The organism is Micromonospora sp. NPDC126480, from assembly GCF_040302465.1.
Lineage (GTDB): Bacteria > Actinomycetota > Actinomycetes > Mycobacteriales > Micromonosporaceae > Micromonospora.
The window spans coordinates 12,998-31,146 of the sequence record NZ_JBEORU010000003.1 but is presented as its reverse complement, the minus strand read 5'-3'; the positions used below and the strand labels follow the sequence as shown (position 1 = coordinate 31,146).

General features: G+C 75.1%; 15 protein-coding genes and 1 riboswitch. Of the genes, 9 read left to right on the top strand and 6 right to left on the bottom strand.

The window, feature by feature from the left end; all coding sequences use genetic code 11:
• Nucleotides 1-18 precede the first annotated feature (18 nt).
• Together ABTW87_RS03420 and ABTW87_RS03415 are read right to left on the bottom strand one after the other, a co-directional pair.
• Nucleotides 19-1,659 carry a YbjN domain-containing protein gene (locus ABTW87_RS03420; RefSeq protein WP_350648103.1) on the bottom strand — a complete coding sequence of 547 codons (1,641 nt, stop codon included), beginning with the start codon at nucleotides 1,657-1,659 and terminating at the stop codon, nucleotides 19-21.
• On the bottom strand, nucleotides 1,656-2,132 hold the full coding sequence (locus tag ABTW87_RS03415; RefSeq protein WP_350648102.1) for a type III secretion system chaperone family protein: 477 nt from the start codon (nucleotides 2,130-2,132) through the stop codon (nucleotides 1,656-1,658). Before ABTW87_RS03415 ends, ABTW87_RS03420 begins: the two co-directional genes overlap by 4 nt.
• Before the next feature lie 111 nt (nucleotides 2,133-2,243).
• On the opposite strand from ABTW87_RS03415, the gene ABTW87_RS03410 reads away from it, so the two are divergent.
• Nucleotides 2,244-4,697, top strand: coding sequence for a DNA translocase FtsK (locus tag ABTW87_RS03410; protein ID WP_350648100.1), 2,454 nt, complete (start codon nucleotides 2,244-2,246; stop codon nucleotides 4,695-4,697).
• A 117-nt stretch (nucleotides 4,698-4,814) separates the two neighbouring features.
• Here ABTW87_RS03410 and ABTW87_RS03405 read toward each other — a convergent pair whose 3' ends face one another.
• Nucleotides 4,815-5,060: a hypothetical protein gene (locus ABTW87_RS03405; protein ID WP_350648099.1), complete on the bottom strand. Its 246-nt coding sequence runs from the start codon at nucleotides 5,058-5,060 to the stop codon at nucleotides 4,815-4,817.
• Between the two features lie 180 nt (nucleotides 5,061-5,240).
• Nucleotides 5,241-5,555 carry a DMT family transporter gene (locus ABTW87_RS03400; RefSeq protein WP_350648097.1) on the bottom strand — a complete coding sequence of 105 codons (315 nt, stop codon included), beginning with the start codon at nucleotides 5,553-5,555 and terminating at the stop codon, nucleotides 5,241-5,243.
• A gap of 63 nt (nucleotides 5,556-5,618) precedes the next feature.
• A riboswitch (guanidine-III (ykkC-III) riboswitch) is annotated at nucleotides 5,619-5,681 on the bottom strand.
• 82 nt (nucleotides 5,682-5,763) lie between these two features.
• Here ABTW87_RS03400 and ABTW87_RS03395 point away from each other — a divergent pair.
• The 7 genes from ABTW87_RS03395 (at nucleotide 5,764) to pspM (ending at nucleotide 12,012) form a co-directional block, all read left to right on the top strand.
• The gene (locus ABTW87_RS03395) at nucleotides 5,764-6,687 is read left to right on the top strand and encodes an ornithine cyclodeaminase family protein (RefSeq protein ID WP_350648096.1); all 924 of its coding nucleotides are present in this window, start codon (nucleotides 5,764-5,766) and stop codon (nucleotides 6,685-6,687) included.
• A 48-nt stretch (nucleotides 6,688-6,735) separates the two neighbouring features.
• Nucleotides 6,736-8,229, top strand: coding sequence for a 30S ribosomal protein S12 methylthiotransferase RimO (rimO, locus tag ABTW87_RS03390; RefSeq protein WP_350648094.1), 1,494 nt, complete (start codon nucleotides 6,736-6,738; stop codon nucleotides 8,227-8,229).
• Between the two features lie 77 nt (nucleotides 8,230-8,306).
• Nucleotides 8,307-8,900 (top strand): CDP-diacylglycerol--glycerol-3-phosphate 3-phosphatidyltransferase, encoded by a 594-nt coding sequence (pgsA, locus tag ABTW87_RS03385; RefSeq protein ID WP_350648092.1) that lies wholly within the window; start codon nucleotides 8,307-8,309, stop codon nucleotides 8,898-8,900.
• A gap of 61 nt (nucleotides 8,901-8,961) precedes the next feature.
• Nucleotides 8,962-9,507 (top strand): CinA family protein, encoded by a 546-nt coding sequence (locus ABTW87_RS03380; RefSeq protein ID WP_502891523.1) that lies wholly within the window; start codon nucleotides 8,962-8,964, stop codon nucleotides 9,505-9,507.
• Between the two features lie 135 nt (nucleotides 9,508-9,642).
• Nucleotides 9,643-10,095 (top strand): helix-turn-helix domain-containing protein, encoded by a 453-nt coding sequence (locus ABTW87_RS03375; protein WP_350648089.1) that lies wholly within the window; start codon nucleotides 9,643-9,645, stop codon nucleotides 10,093-10,095.
• A gap of 229 nt (nucleotides 10,096-10,324) precedes the next feature.
• Complete coding sequence (locus tag ABTW87_RS03370; protein WP_350648087.1) at nucleotides 10,325-11,209, top strand: PspA/IM30 family protein; 885 nt, start codon at nucleotides 10,325-10,327, stop codon at nucleotides 11,207-11,209.
• 23 nt (nucleotides 11,210-11,232) lie between these two features.
• Complete coding sequence (pspM, locus tag ABTW87_RS03365; protein WP_350648085.1) at nucleotides 11,233-12,012, top strand: phage shock envelope stress response protein PspM; 780 nt, start codon at nucleotides 11,233-11,235, stop codon at nucleotides 12,010-12,012.
• A 1-nt stretch (nucleotide 12,013) separates the two neighbouring features.
• On the opposite strand, the gene ABTW87_RS03360 is transcribed toward pspM, so the two are convergent.
• Together ABTW87_RS03360 and ABTW87_RS03355 are read right to left on the bottom strand one after the other, a co-directional pair.
• Nucleotides 12,014-15,643: a hypothetical protein gene (locus ABTW87_RS03360; RefSeq protein ID WP_350648511.1), complete on the bottom strand. Its 3,630-nt coding sequence runs from the start codon at nucleotides 15,641-15,643 to the stop codon at nucleotides 12,014-12,016.
• 322 nt (nucleotides 15,644-15,965) lie between these two features.
• Complete coding sequence (locus ABTW87_RS03355) at nucleotides 15,966-16,766, bottom strand: DNA-formamidopyrimidine glycosylase family protein (protein ID WP_350648083.1); 801 nt, start codon at nucleotides 16,764-16,766, stop codon at nucleotides 15,966-15,968.
• A gap of 111 nt (nucleotides 16,767-16,877) precedes the next feature.
• On the opposite strand from ABTW87_RS03355, the gene ABTW87_RS03350 reads away from it, so the two are divergent.
• Nucleotides 16,878-18,095 (top strand): DUF8814 domain-containing protein, encoded by a 1,218-nt coding sequence (locus ABTW87_RS03350; RefSeq protein ID WP_350648081.1) that lies wholly within the window; start codon nucleotides 16,878-16,880, stop codon nucleotides 18,093-18,095.
• Nucleotides 18,096-18,149 lie beyond the last annotated feature (54 nt).

Below are 18,149 nucleotides of genomic sequence, written 5' to 3'. Positions count from 1 at the left end.
GCTGACGCGGTGGCCGCCCTACGGCAGGGCCGCCACCGGCTCGGCGTACGCCGAGCCGGTGCGCACCGCCGCCTCCAGCAGCACGTCGAGCTGGGTCGGGGCGACCCCGTGCGACAGATCGGTGCTCACGTCCCCGGCCAGCACCAGCTCGGCACCGGAGTCGTGCACGTACGCCGTCGGCAGCAGCCGGTCGTGGTTCCACGAGTTGCAGAACGCGTACGCCTCGGGCCGCCGGTCGGCCGGGAGCCGGCGGCTGGCGACGGTGCGCACGTGCAGGATCTCGCCGCGCTCGCCGGCCCGCCGCACCTGGATGAGCGCCTCACCCCAGCGTCCGACCACGGTGTCGCCCGCGTCCACCACGTACCGGTCGCCGCGCCGGTCGAGGGCGGCGGTGATCAGCGCCAGGCTGAGCGGGACGGGCACGTCCTCCGCCGGTGCGTCGCCCGGCCCCTCGTCGGCCGGCCAGTCGCCGTCGGCGACATCGAACGGCAGCGGGACCGGGTCGGCCAGGGCCTTCTCCGCCGGCGCCCGATCGGCCAGCCAGGACGCGACCCGCCCGGACTGGTGACCGGTGCCGTTGCGCGCGTCGAAGCTGCCGGCCAGGCCGGTGGCCAGGTCGAGCAGCACGGCACCGAGGGCCGCCACGTCGAGGTCCGCGGCCGGCCGCGTCCCGTACCCGGGCCGGTGGACCGGCCGGCCGCCGAGCCCCGCGTCCACCGCCGTGACGCACACCAGCGCGCCGGCGGCGGCGAACTCCATCGCGGACAGCTCGTCGTCGGCGTGGTCGAGCCGCGGCAGCTGCGCGGACAGGACGTCCAGCCCGCGCACCGGGTTGCCGCTGAGCGCGCAGAAGCGCAGGTGGGCGGCCAGGTACGGGAACGCCGCGCGCTCGTGCCGGTGCCGCCGGTACGCGCGCACGTGCGCCGCCGCGGCCGCGTGCGACTCACCGGCCCGCAACCGGGGCAGCATCGCCGCGGCGAGGCCCCGCTCGGGCGCCTCCGTGCAGTCGCCCGGGCCGACGCCGGCCAGCACGTCCAGCGCGGCCCGCCAGTCGCCCCAGCCGGCGAGCAGCTCGGCCCGCCGTACGGCGGCGCACTCCGGGCACCCGTCGGCCGGTGCCGGGGTGGCGGCTGTCCACCGCTCGTACCAGGAGCGGGCGGCCGGCTCGTCGCCGAGGTGGTCGGCGATCCGGCAGCGCAGCTCGGCGACCACCGCCCCATCGCCGGTCGGGAGGTCGTCGAGCAGGGCGCGGGCCTGGTCCAGGCCGACGCGCGGGCTGCCGAGCAGCGCCTCCACCGCGTACCGCTGGTAGCGCGACAGCAGCTCGCGACCCCCGGCCGGCAGCAGGTCGGGCCGGCGGTCGACGGCGGCGAGGCAGCGGCGGACCGGCTCGACCAGGCGCCACCGCTCGCCGTGCAGCAGGTACGTCTCGATCAGCGCGAGGCGGGCCCCCAGCGCCGAGCGGTCGTCACCGGTGGCGTCGGCGCGCGCGGCGATCCGCTCCAGCTCGGCGCTGCGCGCCTCGCCGTCGGGGGAGTCCCGGGCGTCGGCCAGCTCCTCGGCGAGCGCGCGGGCGTCCCGGGCGGGCCGCCGCCGGCGGGGCGGCCACCCCGACCAGCCGACCTCGTCCGGCCACCGGCCGCCGTGCGGCCCCGTCACGGCAGCATCCCGCCGGGCAGGCGGGCCACCTCGGCGGCCAGCTGGCAGCCCGTGGAGATGCCGCAGTCGAGGAGCCGGTCGAGCTGGTGCGGGGTCACACCGTGCTCCAGGTCGGTGATGACCTCGCCGCAGATCCGCGCCCGCCCGTCGTCCTCGACGTGCACGAACGCCTTCGGCCAGAGCCGGTCGTGGTTCCAGGCGTTGCAGAAGGCGTGCAGCGCGGGCACGTACTCGATGGCGAACGTCGGCGCCACCACGGTGCGCACCTGGAGCAGCTCCCCGGCGGCGCCCGGGCGCAGGAACCAGATCAGGCTGTCGGCCCAGCGGCCGACCAGGTCGCCGGCCGGGTCGGTCTCCACCGCGTACCCGCGACCGGCGAGCACGGTGGCGATGAGCTCGCCGGTCAACGGGCGCAGGGCGCCCGGGTACCCGCCCAGGGGGCGGTCCGGACCGTCCGCGGTCGGCGACGCCATGCGGCATCCCTTCTGAGGCGGATATCACGATCGGCGGCGGATTCGCGCACGACGCGCGGACACGACCCGGAAAAGCGGCGATCTGCCGGGTGCCGCCGTTAAGTTGATGCTATGGCGGGCCGTACCTCTCAGGCGAGCCGGCGGCGCGGCGCGTCGCCGCGTGGCACCACGAACAGCCGTGCCCGCCAGCCGGCGAAGAAGACCCGCACTCCGGCCCGCCGCCGCACCGCGGCCCGTCCGGGGCCGGCCGTCTACGTCGGCCGCGCCGTCGGGGCACTGTGGATGGGTCTCGCACACGGGGTGGGCTGGGCGGTGCGTGCCGCCGGCCGGCAGGCCGCGTCGGCCCGCGACCTCGACCCGGAGCACCGGCGCGACGGCGCCGGGCTGCTGGTGCTCGGCCTCGCCCTGCTCAGCGCGGCCGGCATCTGGTTCTCCGGCGCCGGGCCGGTCGGCGAGCGGTTGGCCGACAGCGTACGGCTGTTCCTCGGCGCGATCGCCATCGTGGTGCCGGTGCTGCTGATGATCGGCGCCTGGCGGCTGATGCGGCAACCCGGCGACCCGGAGCACCGCGGTCGGGGCCTGGTCGGCTGGGGGTCCATGCTGGTCGCCACCGCCGCGCTGCTCCACATCGGGCAGAACCCGGTGGACCCGGTCCAGCGGGACTACGCCGGCGGTCTGGTCGGCGCGGGTGTCGGCAGTCTGCTCGAACGCGCGGTGACCGCCTGGGTGGCCGTCCCGCTGCTGATTCTGCTGCTGGTCTTCGGGTTGCTGGTGGTCACCGCGACGCCGATCAACAAGATCCCCGAGCGGCTGGGCCTGCTGGCCGGCGCGGTGACCGGCGGCCCACCGACCGAGGAGGCGGAGGAGGAGGGCGCTGAGAAGCCGGCCCGCAAGCGTCCCGCGAAGCGGTTGCCGCCCCCGCTGGACCCGGACGACTTCGACGACGACCTGGCCGGCGCGGACCTCCAGGAGACGCTCGTCCTGCCCCGCAAGCCGCCCGCCAAAGTGCCGGCCAGCCGCAAGCCGGCCGAGCCGCCCGAGCACTCGCCGCTGCCCACCCGGGCTGAGCAGCTCGCACTGACCGGGCTGGCCGGCGACTACACGCTGCCGCCGGCGAACCTGCTGAGCAGTGGCGCCGCCCCCAAGAAGCGGAGCAAGGCCAACGACGAGGTGATCGCCGCGCTGACCGGCGTCTTCGAGCAGTTCGACGTGGACGCCGCGGTCACCGGCTTCACCCGGGGCCCGACCGTGACCCGGTACGAGGTCGAGCTCGGTCCGGGCGTCAAGGTCGAGCGCATCACCCAGCTCTCCCGCAACATCGCGTACGCGGTGAAGTCGCCGGACGTGCGCATCCTCAGCCCGATCCCGGGCAAGAGCGCGGTCGGCGTGGAGATCCCGAACACCGACCCGGAGAACGTCGCGCTCGGCGACGTGCTGCGGTCCCGGGCGGCCACCAGTGACCACCACCCGATGGTGGTCGCCCTCGGCAAGGACATCGAGGGCGGCTACGTGGTGGCCAACCTGGCGAAGATGCCGCACATCCTGATCGCCGGGGCCACCGGCGCCGGCAAGTCGTCCTGCCTCAACTCGCTGCTGGTGTCGGTCCTGACCCGCGCCACCCCGGACGAGGTGCGGCTGCTGCTGATCGACCCGAAGCGGGTCGAGATGACCGGCTACGAGGGCATCCCACACCTGGTCACGCCGATCGTGACAAACGCCAAGAAGGCCGCCGACTCGCTGGAGTGGGTGGTCCGCGAGATGGACATGCGGTACGACGACCTCGCCGCCAACGGGGTCCGGCACATCGACGACTTCAACCGCAAGGTCCGCAACGGCGAGATCAAGGCGCCGCCGGGCAGCGAGCGGGAGATCCGGCCGTACCCGTACCTGCTGGTGATCGTCGACGAGCTGGCCGACCTGATGATGGTCGCCCCGCGTGACGTGGAGGATTCGGTCGTCCGGATCACCCAGCTCGCCCGGGCCGCCGGCATCCACCTGGTGCTCGCCACGCAGCGCCCCTCGGTCGACGTGGTGACCGGTCTGATCAAGGCGAACGTGCCGTCCCGGCTCGCCTTCGCCACCTCCTCCCTCGCCGACTCGCGGGTCATCCTCGACCAGCCGGGCGCGGAGAAACTGCTCGGCCGCGGCGACGGCCTCTTCCTGCCGATGGGCGCGTCGAAGCCGATCCGGATCCAGGGCGCCTGGGTGACGGAGCGCGAGATCACCGACGTGGTGAAGTTCTGCAAGGACCAGCGCGAGCCGGAGTTCCGGCCGGACGTGCTCTCGGTCGCCCAGGAGGGCAAGAAGAAGATCGACGAGGACATCGGCGACGACCTCGACCTGCTGGTGCAGGCGGTCGAGCTGGTGGTGACCTCGCAGTTCGGCTCGACCTCGATGCTCCAGCGCAAGCTGCGGGTCGGCTTCGCGAAGGCCGGCCGGCTGATGGACCTGATGGAGACGCGCGGCGTGGTCGGTCCGTCCGAGGGCTCGAAGGCCCGCGACGTGCTGGTCAAGCCGGACGAGCTGGAAGACGTCCTGGTGGGCCTGCGCGGCGGCGATAAGTGACGAGCCGCGTCGTCGCGGCGGGCGGCGCGCGCGGACGAGCTGATCCCCATCCTCGTGGCACGCCACGGGCCCGCCGTGCGACCGGCGGGCCCGTGGCGTGCGGGGGAGCGGAGCGGGTCAGGAGCTGTAGAGCGCCGCTCCGAGCAGCATGCCGATGATCATGCCGGCCAGGCTGGCGCCGGCCGCGTACCAGCCCAGCGGCTTGTCGCCGAGCACGGCGCCCACGACGCCGAGGGCGATGCCGGCCAGGCCGAACAGCGGCGGAAGGAAGAGAATCGCGAGAACCGCGAAGACGAAGCCCAGGATGGTGCAGATGCGCGCGGCGCCGCTGCGGGGACGGGCGGTGCTGTGGATGTCGGCCATGGGTGTCCTCCGTGGTGGGTGAGATGTCGTTCGGTGCCGGCCGATCTCTACCCAATGTGGTCGGCAGTCACGCCTTGCCCTCCGCGCAAGATCGTCCTGGTATCTGCGAAGTAGTGGCCTCGGGGCGAGCCGGAGGCCCCCAACTTCGTCGTTGCGGTGCGATCTCGGGGGCGCGGGGCGTCAGTGGTAAATCTTCAGGCCGACCACGCCGGCGACCACCAGCAGCAGGCAGATGATCCGGGGAAGGCTGGCCGGCTCGTTCAACGCGACCATCCCCACCAGGGCGGTGCCGACGGCGCCGATGCCCACCCAGACGGCGTACCCGGTGCCGACGGGGATCTCGCGCAGCGCGTACGCGAGGCCGGCCATGCTGAGCACGAGGGTGACGGCGAAGACCACCGACGGGACGAGACGGCTGAAGCCGGCGCTGCGGTCGAGGGCCACCGCCCACGCGGTCTCCAGGAGTCCGGAGATCACCAGCACGATCCAGGCCATGGTGAGTCACCTCTGCGGGATGTCCGGGTCGCGGAGGGCCGGGACGAGTCGATTCTGCGGGCCACGGGGGCGTCTTGCCTGACCGGGTACGCCCACCACTCGTCCGGGACGGCCGGGGCCGCCGTCGCCGACGGTAGCACCGTCGCGGGCGGTGATCCGAGCCACGCCGGGTGGACCTCAACCTCACTTCAGCTTGCAGTATTGGCCCATGCCGCTGCTCTTCTCCGACCCCGAGGTCGCCGCCGCCCTCGACGCCCCGACGACGGTCGCGGCGATGCGGGACGCGCTGCGCGCCGCCCACGACGGCCGGCTGGTCGCACCGCCCCGGGCCGCCGCCGCGCTCGGCGGGGGCCGGATGGTCCTGACCGCCGGGCACCTGGTCGGCGAGTGGTACGGCTTCCGGTCCTACGACACGTTCGGGCACCCGGGCGGCGAGCAGGTGGTGGTGCTGCACGACGGCCGTACCGGCGCGGTGCTGGCCGTCGCGGTCGGCGACGAACTGGGGTCGCGGCGCACCGGCGGGCTGGGCGGGGTGGCCGTCGACGCGCTGGCCCGCCCCGACGCGGCCACGCTCGGCGTGGTCGGCTCCGGGCGGCAGGCATGGACCCAGGTGTGGGCCGTCGCGGCGGTCCGGCCGCTGCGCGAGGTCACCGTGTACAGCCGCTCCGCCGCCCGCCGGGAGGCCTTCGCCGCCCGGGTCCGCGCGGAACTGGCCGTCCCGGCCCGGGCGGTCGGCTCGGCCCGGGCGGCCGTGGCGCACCGCGACGTCGTGGTGCTCGCCACCACCAGCACCGAGCCGGTGCTCGACGCCACCGACCTGGCCCCGGGCACCCACGTCAACGCGGTGGGCTTCAAGCAGGTCGACCGCCACGAGTTCGGCCCGGACCTGCTGGACCGGGCGGACCTGCTGGCCACCGACTCGCCGGCGCAGGCGACCGCGTACGTCCCGCCGATGCTCGCCGCGCTGCCCCCGTACGCCGACCGGCTGCGCGACCTGGGCGCGGTCCTGGCGGGGGCGGTCCCCGGCCGGACCGACGCGGACCAGATCTCGGTCTTCTGCTCGACGGGCCTCGCCGGCACGGAGGTCTTCCTGCTCGACCGCCTGGCCCGGGTGGGCGCGGCCACCGGCTGACGCCCGCCCGCCGTTGTCGGGCACCGGTCACCGGCCCGGTACCCTCGGATGGTGTCTGCCACCTCCCCTGAAACCGCTGACGGTCGCCGCGTCGCCCTGCTGACGCTGGGCTGCGCCCGCAACGAGGTCGACTCGGAGGAGCTTGCCGCGCGCCTGCACGCCGACGGCTGGCAGGTGACCACCGACGGTGAGGGCGCCGACGTGGTCGTAGTGAACACGTGTGGGTTCGTCGAGAAGGCCAAGCACGACTCGATCCAGACGCTGCTGGCCGCCGCCGACACCGGCGCGAAGGTGGTCGCGGCCGGGTGCATGGCCGAGCGGTACGGGCGTGAGCTGGCCGACAGCCTGCCCGAGGCGCAGGCGGTGCTGAGCTTCGACGACTACCCGGAGATCTCCACCCGGCTGGACGCCGTGCTCGCCGGCCGGCCGGTCGACGCGCACACCCCCCGCGACCGCCGCGAGCTGCTGCCGCTCACCCCGGTCAAGCGCCGGGAGGCGGCGGTGTCGCTGCCCGGCCACGGCACCCGCGTCACCGCCGAGGCCGACGAGCACACGCCGGCACACCTGCGCCCCGTGCTGCGACGCCGGCTCGACACCGGCCCGGTCGCGTCGCTCAAGCTGGCCAGCGGCTGCGACCGGCGCTGCGCGTTCTGCGCCATCCCCGCCTTCCGCGGCGCCTTCGTCTCCCGTACCCCCGACGAGCTGCTCGCCGAGGCCGAATGGCTGGCCAAGACCGGGGTCCGCGAGCTGGTGCTGGTCAGCGAGAACTCGACCTCCTACGGCAAGGACCTGGGCGACCCGCGGGCGCTGGAGAAGCTGCTGCCGCAGCTCGCCGCGATCGACGGCATCGTCCGGGTGCGGGCCAGCTACCTCCAGCCCGCCGAGACCCGGCCCGGCCTGGTCGAGGTGATCGCCACCACGCCCGGCGTCGCCGCGTACTTCGACCTGTCCTTCCAGCACTCCAGCGAGCCGGTGCTGCGCCGGATGCGCCGGTTCGGCTCCACCGACCGGTTCCTGGAGCTGCTGGCCGGCGCCCGCGCCCTGTCCCCGGAAGCGGGCGCGCGGAGCAACTTCATCGTCGGCTTCCCGGGCGAGACCCGTGCCGACGTGGCCGAGCTGGTCCGGTTCCTGACCGAGGCGCGGCTGGACGCGATCGGCGTGTTCGACTACAGCGACGAGGACGGCACCGAGGCCGCCGGTCTGCCCGGCAAGGTCTCGGCGGCCACGATCAAGCGCCGGTACGACAAGCTCTCCGCGCTCGCCGACGAGCTGTGCGCCCAGCGGGCCGAGGAGCGGCTCGGCTCGACCGTGGAGGTCCTTGTCGACTCGGCCGACGAGGGCGTGGTCGAGGGGCGTGCCGCGCACCAGGCGCCGGAGGTCGACGGCTCGACCACGCTCGTCGCGCCGCCCGGGGGCGGCGTCGACCTGGCCGCGCTGCGCCCGGGCGACCTGGTCCGGGCCACGGTCACGGCGACCGAGGGCGTCGACCTGGTCGCCGTTCCGGATGAGATGATCTCGGCGGCGCCCGGCGCGGCACGGTGACGGCGGGCCCGGACAAGGCGAGGGAGCCACGTGGTGAGGTGCCAGGTCCGCCACCGCGGCCGGAGCGGAGCGCGGCGATGACCGGAGCGGCGGAGCCGGCCGCGGCCCCGGTCGCCACCCGGGTGTCCGTGCTCAACGCGGCCAACGCGCTGACCCTGCTGCGGCTGGTGCTGGTACCGGTCTTCGGGGTCTCGGTGGTGGCCTCGGCGATGACCCACCCGGGCTGGCGGATCGCGGCCTGCCTGATCTTCGCGGTGGCCTCGGTCACCGACCTGGTGGACGGGTGGATCGCCCGCCGGTTCGGCCTGGTCACCTCGGTGGGCAAGGTCGCCGACCCGATCGCCGACAAGGCCCTCACCGGCGCCGCCCTGCTGCTTCTCTCCTGGTACGACCAGCTCTCCTGGTGGGTGACCGCGGTGATCCTCGTGCGGGAGCTGGGCATCACCGCGCTGCGGTTCTGGGTGATCCGACACGGCGTGATCGCCGCCAGCCGGGGCGGCAAGGCCAAGACGGCGCTGCAGATCCTCGCGATCGTCTGGTACCTCTGGCCCATGCCCGCCGCTCTCGCCGCGGTCGGCCCCTGGATCATGGGCGCCGCGGTGGCGGTGACGGTCGTCACCGGTTTCGACTACGTGGCCCAGGCGCTGCGCCTGCGCCGGCCCGCCGGCTGACCGGCGCCGGTCCGGGGACGAGTAGCACGGCCGGCCGGTGAGAAGGGAACTGACCATGGGGATGGGAACGGACGCCGAGGGCGAGCGGCCGGTCGGCAGCCCGGCGGCGGGCGTGGTGCACAGCCTCTCGGAACGGCGGGAGACCCTGGCCACGGTCGAGTCGCTGACCGGTGGCCTGCTCGCCGCCGCGATCGTGGAGATCGCCGGGGTCAGCAGCGTCTACCAGGGCGGGCTGGTGGTCTACGCCACGGAGATGAAGTCGCGGCTGGCGGGCGTACCGGAGGATCTCCTCGCCGAGCGCGGGCCGGTCGATCCGGACGTCGCCGTGGCGCTCGCGGAGGGCGGCCGGCGCCGGTGCGGGGCCGACTGGGGCCTGGCCACGACCGGGGTGGCCGGCCCCGAGCCGCAGGACGGCAAGCCGGTCGGGCTCGTGTACGTGGCGGTCGCCGGCCCGTCCGGCAGCGAGGTCCGGCGGCTTGACCTGGACGGTAGCCGCGAGCGCATCCGGTCGGCCGCCGTGGTGGAGGTGCTCCGGCTGCTCGCCGAGCAGCTGACCGTTGATCCCCGGGACGCCGACCGGGACCCGGCCGGCACCGGCCGTCGGTGAGGGATCATCCGATTTCGACGGGCGGGGCGGGATGTCGGGCGGGCCGGCACCGGGTACGGTTGCGGGAAGGCTCCGTTGGCCGGTCCGCTGGGTCCGGGTGGTCGGAGCGGAGTGGTGTCCCCCAGGGGAGGTGCGATGGTCCTGCTACGCCGGGTGATCGGTGACGCGCTGCGGGCACGCCGGCAGGGGCAGCACCGCACCCTGCGCGAGGTCTCCTCCGCCGCGAACGTCAGCCTCGGCTACCTGTCCGAGATCGAGCGGGGCCAGAAGGAGCCGTCGAGCGAGCTGCTGGCCGCCATCTGCGACGCGCTGGGTGCGCGCCTGTCCGAGCTGCTGCGCGAGGTGAGCGACACGGTCGCGCTCGCCGAGCAGATGCCGGGCGTGCTGGTGCCGATCCAGGACGAGCCGGTCGAGCAGCAGCCGGCCGCGGTGCAGCCGGCCGTTGCCAAGGCCGCCGGCCGGAGTGTCCGCCAGGTCTCCTCGGACGGCACGGTCTCGGTGCAGGTCCGGCAGGACTCCCCGCTCAAGGCGACCCTGCGCAGCACCCGGGTGCGTCCCGCCGACCGCGACGTGGTCTGCGCCGCCTGAGCCGCCCCGACCGCGTCTCCCGGGGCAGGGATGTCCCTGAGTTCGCCCTGGTTCCGTCGTGCTCGTCGTGGTCGGTGAGCGCCGCGCCGCGTAGGGTTGATCGCGACGGTGGCCACGCTGTGCCGGTACGGATGCCGGGCTGGCGCCCGCCTGGGACGATGGAGCCACTGCCGTACCGTGGCCGGCCGGGTCGCGGGCGGCGCGACGCTACTGAGGGGATACCGCGGAGATGGCGAACCCGTTCGTCAAGGGTTGGAAGTATCTGATGGCGCTCTTCGGCGCCAAGATCGACGAGCACGCCGATCCGAAGGTGCAGATCCAGCAGGCGATCGAGGAGGCCCAGCGCCAGCACCAGGCGCTCGTCCAGCAGGCCGCCGCGGTGATCGGCAACCAGCGGCAGCTGGAGATGAAGCTGTCCCGGCAGATGTCCGAGGTCGAGCGGCTGCAGGGCAACGCCCGCCAGGCCCTGGTGCTGGCCGACCAGGCCCGCGCCAAGGGTGACGAGGCCGAGGCCGCGCGCTACGAGCAGTCCGCCCAGACCCTCGCCACCCAGCTGGTCTCCGCCGAGCAGGCCACCGAGGACCTGAAGACCCTGCACGACCAGGCGCTCGGCGCGGCGGCGCAGGCGCGCAAGGCCGTCGAGAACAACTCGATGATCCTCCAGCAGAAGCTCGCCGAGCGGGCGAAGCTGCTCAGCCAGCTCGAGCAGGCGAAGATGCAGGAGAGCGTCGCCGCTTCCCTGGAGTCGATGTCCGCGATCACCGCGCCGGGCACCACCCCCACCCTCGACGAGGTGCGGGACCGCATCGAGCGGCGGTACGCGAACGCGATGGGCCGGGCCGAGCTGGCCGGCAACTCGGTCGAGGGGCGGATGCTGGAGATCCAGAAGGCGACGCTCGATTCGGCCGGTTCCGCCCGGCTGGAGCAGATCCGCGCCAGCATGGCCGGTGAGCAGCTCGGCGGTGCCGCCGAGCGGCAGGCCGTCGGGCGCACCGATCAGCAGGCCGCCCCGGCCACCCCGGCCGCCGACCCGGCGGCCGCCGCCCGGCTCGACGAGATCCGGGCCAGCATGAGCCGGGAACGGGGCACCGGGGACACCACCGCCGCCGGCTGACCGGCGCGGGTCGAGGAGGCGACGTGACAGACGAGCGTACGCGGTACTTCCGGCGGTTGGGCCGGTTGCGGCGGTCCGCCCGCCGGTGGAGCGTCACGGCCGGAGGGCTCGGCGGCGCTGCGGCGGTGCTGACGCCGTACGCCGGTCTCGGTCTTGCGGACGCGGCCTGGGCCGCCGGTGCGGGCGGTGCGATCGCGCTGGCCGCGTGGCGCTGGATCGACCTGCGTGCCCTGGCCGCGCAGCCGGCGCCGCCTGCGCTGGACCCGGCCGAGGCGGCGGCCCGCTCACGGGCCCGGCTGGTCGCCGCCGTCGAGCGACTCCCCGCCGGTCCCGGCGTGCTCGCGGAGGTCCGCCGGATGCGGTCCCGGGTCGCGCTGCGGGGCACCCGCGCCGCCGAGCCGTGGGCCCGGCTGGATCGGGCCTCGCTGACCTTCGCCGGCATGCGGAGCCGCCTGACCGGCCTGGCGGGGCCGGCCGTCACCGAGGCCGCCACCGCCGACCGGTCACTGCGGGACCTCGCCGCCCGGGTCGCCAACGTCGAACGCGCACTGCGGCTCGCGTCGCCCGAGGCCCGGCCGCCACTGGTGGAGGCCCACACGGCCCTGGTCGCGCAGCTCGAGAGTGGCGTCGCCGCGTACGAACGGCTGGTGGTGGCCGCCGCCGGCTACGTCGCCGAGAACGCCCGGCCCGACGGCGAGCACCCGGCGGCGGCCCGGCTCACCGAGGCGACCGACCTGCTGCACGGGGTGGCCTCGGCCCTTGCCGAGCTGCGTGGCGTCGGGCCGACCCTGCGCACTCCCTGACTCAGTCCGGCGTCCGCACCGCGACCGGGACGGTGAACGGGGAGGTGCCGACCACGTTGAACGCGCGGATCCGGTAGTGGTAGGTGACCCCGCGGGCCAGCCCGGTGTTCGTGAAGCCCCGGCCGGTCACCGTGAAGGTGGCCACCTCCCGGGTGAACGCCGGGTCGAGGGCCCGCTGGACGGTGAATCCGGCGCCGGGCCCGGCCGGCGAGCCGGCCACCCAGCCCAGGATCACGGTCGCGGTGTCCGGTGCGGGCGCGGTCGCCGTCACGGTGACCGACGTCGGCGCGGCGGGCCGCGGCGGGGTGGTCACCTGCGCCACCGTCGACCACGGTGACGCCGCACCCAGGTACGTGGTGCGCACCCGGTAGTAGTAGATGGTGTCCGGGGCGACGGACGCGTCCAGATGGTTGTCCCCGACGCTTATCGCGGTGGTCCCCGGCCCGCTGGTGAACGTCGGGTTGGTGGCCCGCTGCACGTCGATGCCGGTGGCGAAGGAGCGGTTCCGCCAGCGCAGCGCCACCCGCAGCGGCGCCGCCGGCGGCACCGTCGCGGCGAGCCCGGCCGGGGCGGTGAGCTGCACCGAGGCGGGCGCGCTGTTCGACCACGCCGAGCAGCTGACCGCGTTCTCCGCCCGGATCCGGTAGTGGTAGGTGACGCCGGGGATGACGCTCGCGTCGGTGTAGCGGGTGACGGCGGCGGCCACCGTGATCGCGGTCAGCCCCTCGGTGAACGTCGGGTCGGTGGCCCGCTGGAGCAGGTGACTTGTGGCGGCGGGCCGGCTGCCGTTGCCGGTCCAGGCCAGGCTGATCGCCGGGAGCGCGGTGGCGGACCCCGGGGCGGATGCGGCGGTCAGGCCGGTGGGCGCCTTCGGGGCGACCCGCAGCACCAGCGGACGGCTCATGCCCTGGTCCCGGTGGCCGGCGAGCTGGCTGTGCCAGCGGTACTCCCAGCCCAGGTTGGCGAGCTGGTTGACCACCAGCGCCGGCCGACCGTCGACGGGGCTGACCGGCGTCGCGCCGGTGCGGGCGCCGGCCGGCCGGTCCGGGTCCAGCAGCCGCACGCTGTCGCCGATCTTGAACGGCAGGGGCGGTGCGACCGGGCGCAGCGCCACCACCACATCCTCCCGCGGGTTGACGCGGACGACCTGCTTCCAGCCCAGCTCGTTCGGCTCCGGTGGGCGGAGCGTGCCGTCCCACCCCGCCCGGTTGACAAGTTGCAGGTCGACGCCGTCGAGCCGGATCGGCTGAGTCTGCCGGCTCGCGCCGCGGATCCGCCACAGCTGGGTGCCGTCGGTCGGTGCTCCCACCGGCGTCGCGGGATCGCTGACGTGCACCACCTCCGTGGCCGGATCGGTCGGTCCGAGCGGCAGGGCGACGGGGGCGAGCGGGCCGCCGTGCGGATGCCCGACGCCGAGCCGCCCGGCGAGCCGGCCGTGTGCGGGTTCGAAGACCTGCTGGACGGCCTTCACCGCGAGCGGGAGCAGGACCGGGGCGGCGCCGCCGGCCGGGGTGAAGCCGACCGTGGTGGCGTGCACCGGAACCGTGGTCTCGCCGGGGGTGCGGGTGCCGAACGCCGGGTCGTACGCGGGTTGGGGCACGATCGGCGGCCGCTGGCTGGCCGCGTACGCGCGGGGCAGCCGCTCCCGCAGCCGGGCCAGGTCGTAGCGGGGCGCCGGTGCGCCGGCCACCCGGAACTGGAGCAGGGTCCTCGTGTTCGGCCCGTAGCCGGGGCGGCTCGGCGGCGTCCCGCCCTCGGCGGTGAGGTCGGGGGCGTCGGTGTGGTGGTCGTACCGGGGGTCGACGCCGGGAAGCGGTGCCGGGGCGTCGTTGTAGAGGATCACCGTCGTGCCCGGGGCGATCGTGGCGAAGTCGACAAGCACGTCGGCCTGCTCGCCGGGAGCGAGCAGCAGCGCGTGCCGGTCAACGTTGAGCACGGTGGGGTCCCGCCGGTCGTACCGGTAGGTCACCGGCTGGTTCGGGATCACCACGGGAGCCGGCAGGAGGCCGGCCTCGTTGCCGATCTGGACCAGTTCCGGGCCGGCGGCACGCGGGTCCGGCACCCCGCCCTCCCGCCCGTCGGTCGGCCAGCCCGCCGGTCGGCCCGGTGCCCGTACCGCCTCCACCATGGGGACCTCGCCGGCCCCCGGGTCGGCCGGCCCGCCGCCGGCGTCCCACATCGGCCCGGCGGCGCGGGCCCGGTAGAGCTGGAGGTTCAGGCTGCGGTCCAGGCACGCGTTGAGGATGCGGAACCGGTAGGTCCGTGGCTCCACCGCCAGCCACGGGTACGCCACACCGTTGACCAGCACCGTGTCGCCGTACGCGTCCGGCACGGCCGACGGGTGTGGCACCCCGGGCGTCATCGGCGGCTCGTCCGGTGCGCCGACCGGGTCGTGGTGCGGGTTCGGCACCGGCCCGGGGCCGGGCGCCGGCGCCGGGCCGTTCGGCCCGGACGCGTCGGGCGCGGCCCCCTCGGCGGTACGCGACCATGGCCCGTAGTCCCAGCGTCCGGTCGGATTGCCGCCGTCGTCCCGGTACGGGTTCTGCCGCGGCTGGTAGACGTGGGGGTGCCAGAGGCTGCCCCGGGCGCCCCACCGGTCCCGGTCCCAGGTCGGGTCCTCGCGGGCCAGCTGGCTGTCGTCGGGCACGAACGTCTTGTCCTCGAACACCAGCGGAACCTGGTCGGCGGGCAGCACCCCGTCGGCGACGAGGCGCTCCTCGGCCGGGTCGGTGAGCAGGTACAGCCCGATCTGACCGGAGTAGACGGTCAGCCGGGCCAGCCCGGCCGTGTTGTCGTGGAACGTGAGCAGCCGCCCGCTCTGCTCGTTGGGGTAGTAGAGGGTGGTGGCTCCCGCACCCGGGTGCGGCATGTCCGGCACGTGGGTCAGGCCGGGGCCCGTCGGGTATGGGGTGATCTCCCCGGCCGGGGTGATCCACTGCCACGGGTTGCCGGCGCTGATCCAGGCGGTCTGCGCGCCCGCGAGGTGCAGCACGGCCCGGTTCTGCGGGTACGGGGCCGGCCCGTCGAGCGGCCCGGTCCCCGCCCCGTCGACGGTCGGGTCGACCGGCAGGAACAGCTCGCCGGCCCGACCCGTCGGCAGTTGATTGATGAACTTCACCCGGACCGGCCGGCCGCGCCGCGCGACGACCACCGGGCCGAGGTGCACCGGGCGTTCCGGCGGGGCCACCGTGTTGTGGCCGGCCGGGTCGGTGCCGAGGTTGAGTTGCCGGTAGCCGCGCAGCCGGGTCGCGGGCAGGTCCCGGTGGAGGCGTTGGGTGTACTCCCGTAGGCCGATCTCGTAGTAGTCGCACCCGGGGTGGCTGATGGTGTCCGGAACGGCCAGCGGCAGGCCGCCGTCGGTGCCGAGCGTGGGCAACGGGTCGGCGAACTTGCGGAGGCCGGTGCCGGGCACCACCCGGCCCTCGGCGTCCAGGACCGGCAGCGGGCTGTGCGCGTGGTTCGGCACCGGCCCGAAGCAGCGGGGGAGCGCGGCGGGGTCGAGGCTCGCCGGCGCGGGCAGGGCGTCGGCGCTCCGGGCCGCCGGTACCACCGCACCGTTGCCGTCGGGAGAGCCCGCCCTGCGGTCGGGTCGCTCGGCCCACGGGATCCGGAGTCTGCGGAACAGGTCCATGGCTCTCCCGGCGTCGGGCGCGGCGCCGGCCACGTCGGCGTGGCCGGCGGACGCGCTGAACTGACGGTGTGTGAGCACTCAACCGCAGCATGCGACCCGGGTGGGTGGGTTAGGAAGTACCCAATCGTCCCTATCTGGCCCGCCGCTTGAATCCGACACCGCGATCCCGGCGCGTCCCGCCCGACACGCCGGCCCGCTCGGGGCCTTGCTCGACGGTCGGGAGCATGTATCGCCATTGCGCGGTATGCCGGAGAGGCACAATTATGCCTCTCCGGCATACCGCTCGTGAGCGGTTGTCTGTGCCGGGCCAGCACGCGCCGCGCTACCCCGGAAGCGGTTGGCAGACCGGACACCAGTAGGTGACCCGCTCGCCGAGTTCCTCCTTGCGAACGGCGGTGCCGCAGCGGCGACAGGCCTGGGCCCGCCGGCCGTACACGTAGCTGGTCTGCCCGCGGTGCAGCGACCCGGTGGTGCTCTGCGTCCAGCGCCCCCGGTTGGCGGCGAGCAGCCGCTGCGCCAGGGCGACCGTGCCGGCGAGGTCGGGTACGGCGCGCACCGGCGTCCACGGTGACAGCCCGCGCAGGAACAGCACCTCGCACTTGTAGAGGTTGCCGATGCCGGCCAGGTTGCGCTGGTCGAGCAGCGCCTCGCCGATGGTGGCGTCCGGGTGGGCGGCGAGGCGCCGCACGGCCTCGGCCTGGTCCCAGTCCGGGCCGAGCAGGTCCGGGCCGAGATGGCCGACGAGTCGGTCCTCCTCGGCGGTGGGCACCAGCGCCAGCTCGTGCAGGTGGTAGCCGACGGCCACCGCCCCCGGGCTGCGCAGCACCACCCGGATCAGGTGCGCCGGGCGTGCCGCCCAGCGCTCGCCCGGCGCGTACGCCCGCCAGGCGCCGTCCATCCGCAGGTGCGAATGCAGCGTCCGGCGCTCGCCGCCGTCCGGTCCGGGGGATCCGAGCCGCAGCAGCAGGTGCTTGCCGCGGCTGGCCGACTCGCGCACCGTCCAGCCGGTCAGGTCGGTGGTGGCCAGCTGTGGCACCCGGAAGTCGCTGCCGGTGAGCCGGGCGCCGGCCAGCGCCCGCTGGAGAACGCGGGCGGTGTTCCAGACGGTGTCGCCTTCGGGCACCTCTCCATCCTCCCTCACGACGAGCGATATTCGCATGTATCGCTATTTGTACCGAGCTTCCTCTGGATCGTCCGACAACTGCACTATCGGGGAGTTCTGAGGAGAATGCCCATGAGTCGTCATCGACGTCCCGTCCGATCCGCCCTCGCCGCCGTCCTCATCCTCACCCTCCCGCCCCTGGCCACGCCCGCCGTCGCCGCCGCACCGGCCGTGGCCGAACAGCGCGACGCCGACCGGTGGAACGTCGACCTCGCGCTCGTCGACGCCGACGACGTCAACGTCCGGCACACCCCGACCGGGCTGCGCCTCGCCGATCCCCGGCCCGCCGCGACCGGCCGCAGCGCGGTCGCCGCGGGGCTGCTGCTCGCCGTCCCGCGCACCCTGGCCCGGCCCGCGAACCGCGTCCGGGCCCAGGTCGACGCGCGGGTGCCGCGCGGCGCGGCCGTCGAGATCCAGGTACGCGGCTGGCGCGCCAGCGGCTGGACCGAGTGGCGGGAGGCCGCCCCGCAGGTCCGGTTCGACGCGCCCGTGACCTCCGTCCAGGCCCGGGTGGTGCTCACCGGCGCGCCCTCGGCGCAGGTGCGGTCGGTGTGGCTCACCGCCGACCGGGTGGACGTCGCCGCCGTCGCCGCGGCCACCCCGGGCCTCACCTACCGGGTGTACGCCACCCGCATCGGCCTCGTCGGCCAGACCACCGCCAACGGCCACACCATCCGCACCCGCGACCACTTCGTCGCGCTCCCCTCCCGGCGCGGCCTGGCCCCGCGCAACGCCGGGGACTACACCGTACGGGTCTGCACCACCACGGGCAGCCGCTGCGAGTACGCACCGGTGTGGGACGTCGGCCCCTGGAACACCCGCGACGACTACTGGAACCTCAGCTCAGTCCGGGAGAACTGGAAGGACCTGCCGCGCGGGCTCCCGCAGGCCCAGGCCGCCCACCAGTCCGGCTACAACGGCGGCCGGGACCAGTTCGGCCGTACGGTGCTCAACCCGGCGGGCGTCGACCTCGCCGACGGCACCTTCTGGGACGGGCTGCGGCTCACCACCAACGCGTGGGTCGACGTCGCGTACCTGTGGACCGGTTCCGGGCCGCGCGGTGTCGTCGGGGACGGCCCGCTCAACATCCGCTCCGGGGCGGGCACCGGGTACCCGATCCGCGGCCTGGCCGCCCGCTACGCCCACGTGCCGGTCCAGTGCTGGGTGACCGGGCAGACCGTCACCGGCCCGTACGGCACCACCAGTCGCTGGAACCGCCTGGCCGCGGGGCAGTACGTGAGCCACGCGTACCTCTCCGCGGTGTACGGCGGCGCCGTGCCACGCTGCTGACCGCGTACCCCGCGCACCGCCGGCCGGTCCCCGCGCCGGTGGTGCGCGTCGTCA

Excerpts from the sequence above, each read along its gene's own strand:
- ABTW87_RS03415 (WP_350648102.1), bottom strand. The coding sequence starts at position 2,132 with ATGGCGTCGCCGACCGCGGACGGTCCGGACCGCCCCCTGGGCGGGTAC.
- ABTW87_RS03410 (WP_350648100.1), top strand. The coding sequence starts at position 2,244 with ATGGCGGGCCGTACCTCTCAGGCGAGCCGGCGGCGCGGCGCGTCGCCG.
- ABTW87_RS03405 (WP_350648099.1), bottom strand. The coding sequence starts at position 5,060 with ATGGCCGACATCCACAGCACCGCCCGTCCCCGCAGCGGCGCCGCGCGC.
- ABTW87_RS03400 (WP_350648097.1), bottom strand. The coding sequence starts at position 5,555 with ATGGCCTGGATCGTGCTGGTGATCTCCGGACTCCTGGAGACCGCGTGG.
- ABTW87_RS03395 (WP_350648096.1), top strand. The coding sequence starts at position 5,764 with ATGCCGCTGCTCTTCTCCGACCCCGAGGTCGCCGCCGCCCTCGACGCC.
- rimO (WP_350648094.1), top strand. The coding sequence starts at position 6,736 with ATGGTGTCTGCCACCTCCCCTGAAACCGCTGACGGTCGCCGCGTCGCC.
- pgsA (WP_350648092.1), top strand. The coding sequence starts at position 8,307 with ATGACCGGAGCGGCGGAGCCGGCCGCGGCCCCGGTCGCCACCCGGGTG.
- ABTW87_RS03380 (WP_502891523.1), top strand. The coding sequence starts at position 8,962 with ATGGGAACGGACGCCGAGGGCGAGCGGCCGGTCGGCAGCCCGGCGGCG.
- ABTW87_RS03375 (WP_350648089.1), top strand. The coding sequence starts at position 9,643 with ATGGTCCTGCTACGCCGGGTGATCGGTGACGCGCTGCGGGCACGCCGG.
- ABTW87_RS03370 (WP_350648087.1), top strand. The coding sequence starts at position 10,325 with ATGGCGAACCCGTTCGTCAAGGGTTGGAAGTATCTGATGGCGCTCTTC.
- ABTW87_RS03360 (WP_350648511.1), bottom strand. The coding sequence starts at position 15,643 with ATGGACCTGTTCCGCAGACTCCGGATCCCGTGGGCCGAGCGACCCGAC.
- ABTW87_RS03350 (WP_350648081.1), top strand. The coding sequence starts at position 16,878 with ATGAGTCGTCATCGACGTCCCGTCCGATCCGCCCTCGCCGCCGTCCTC.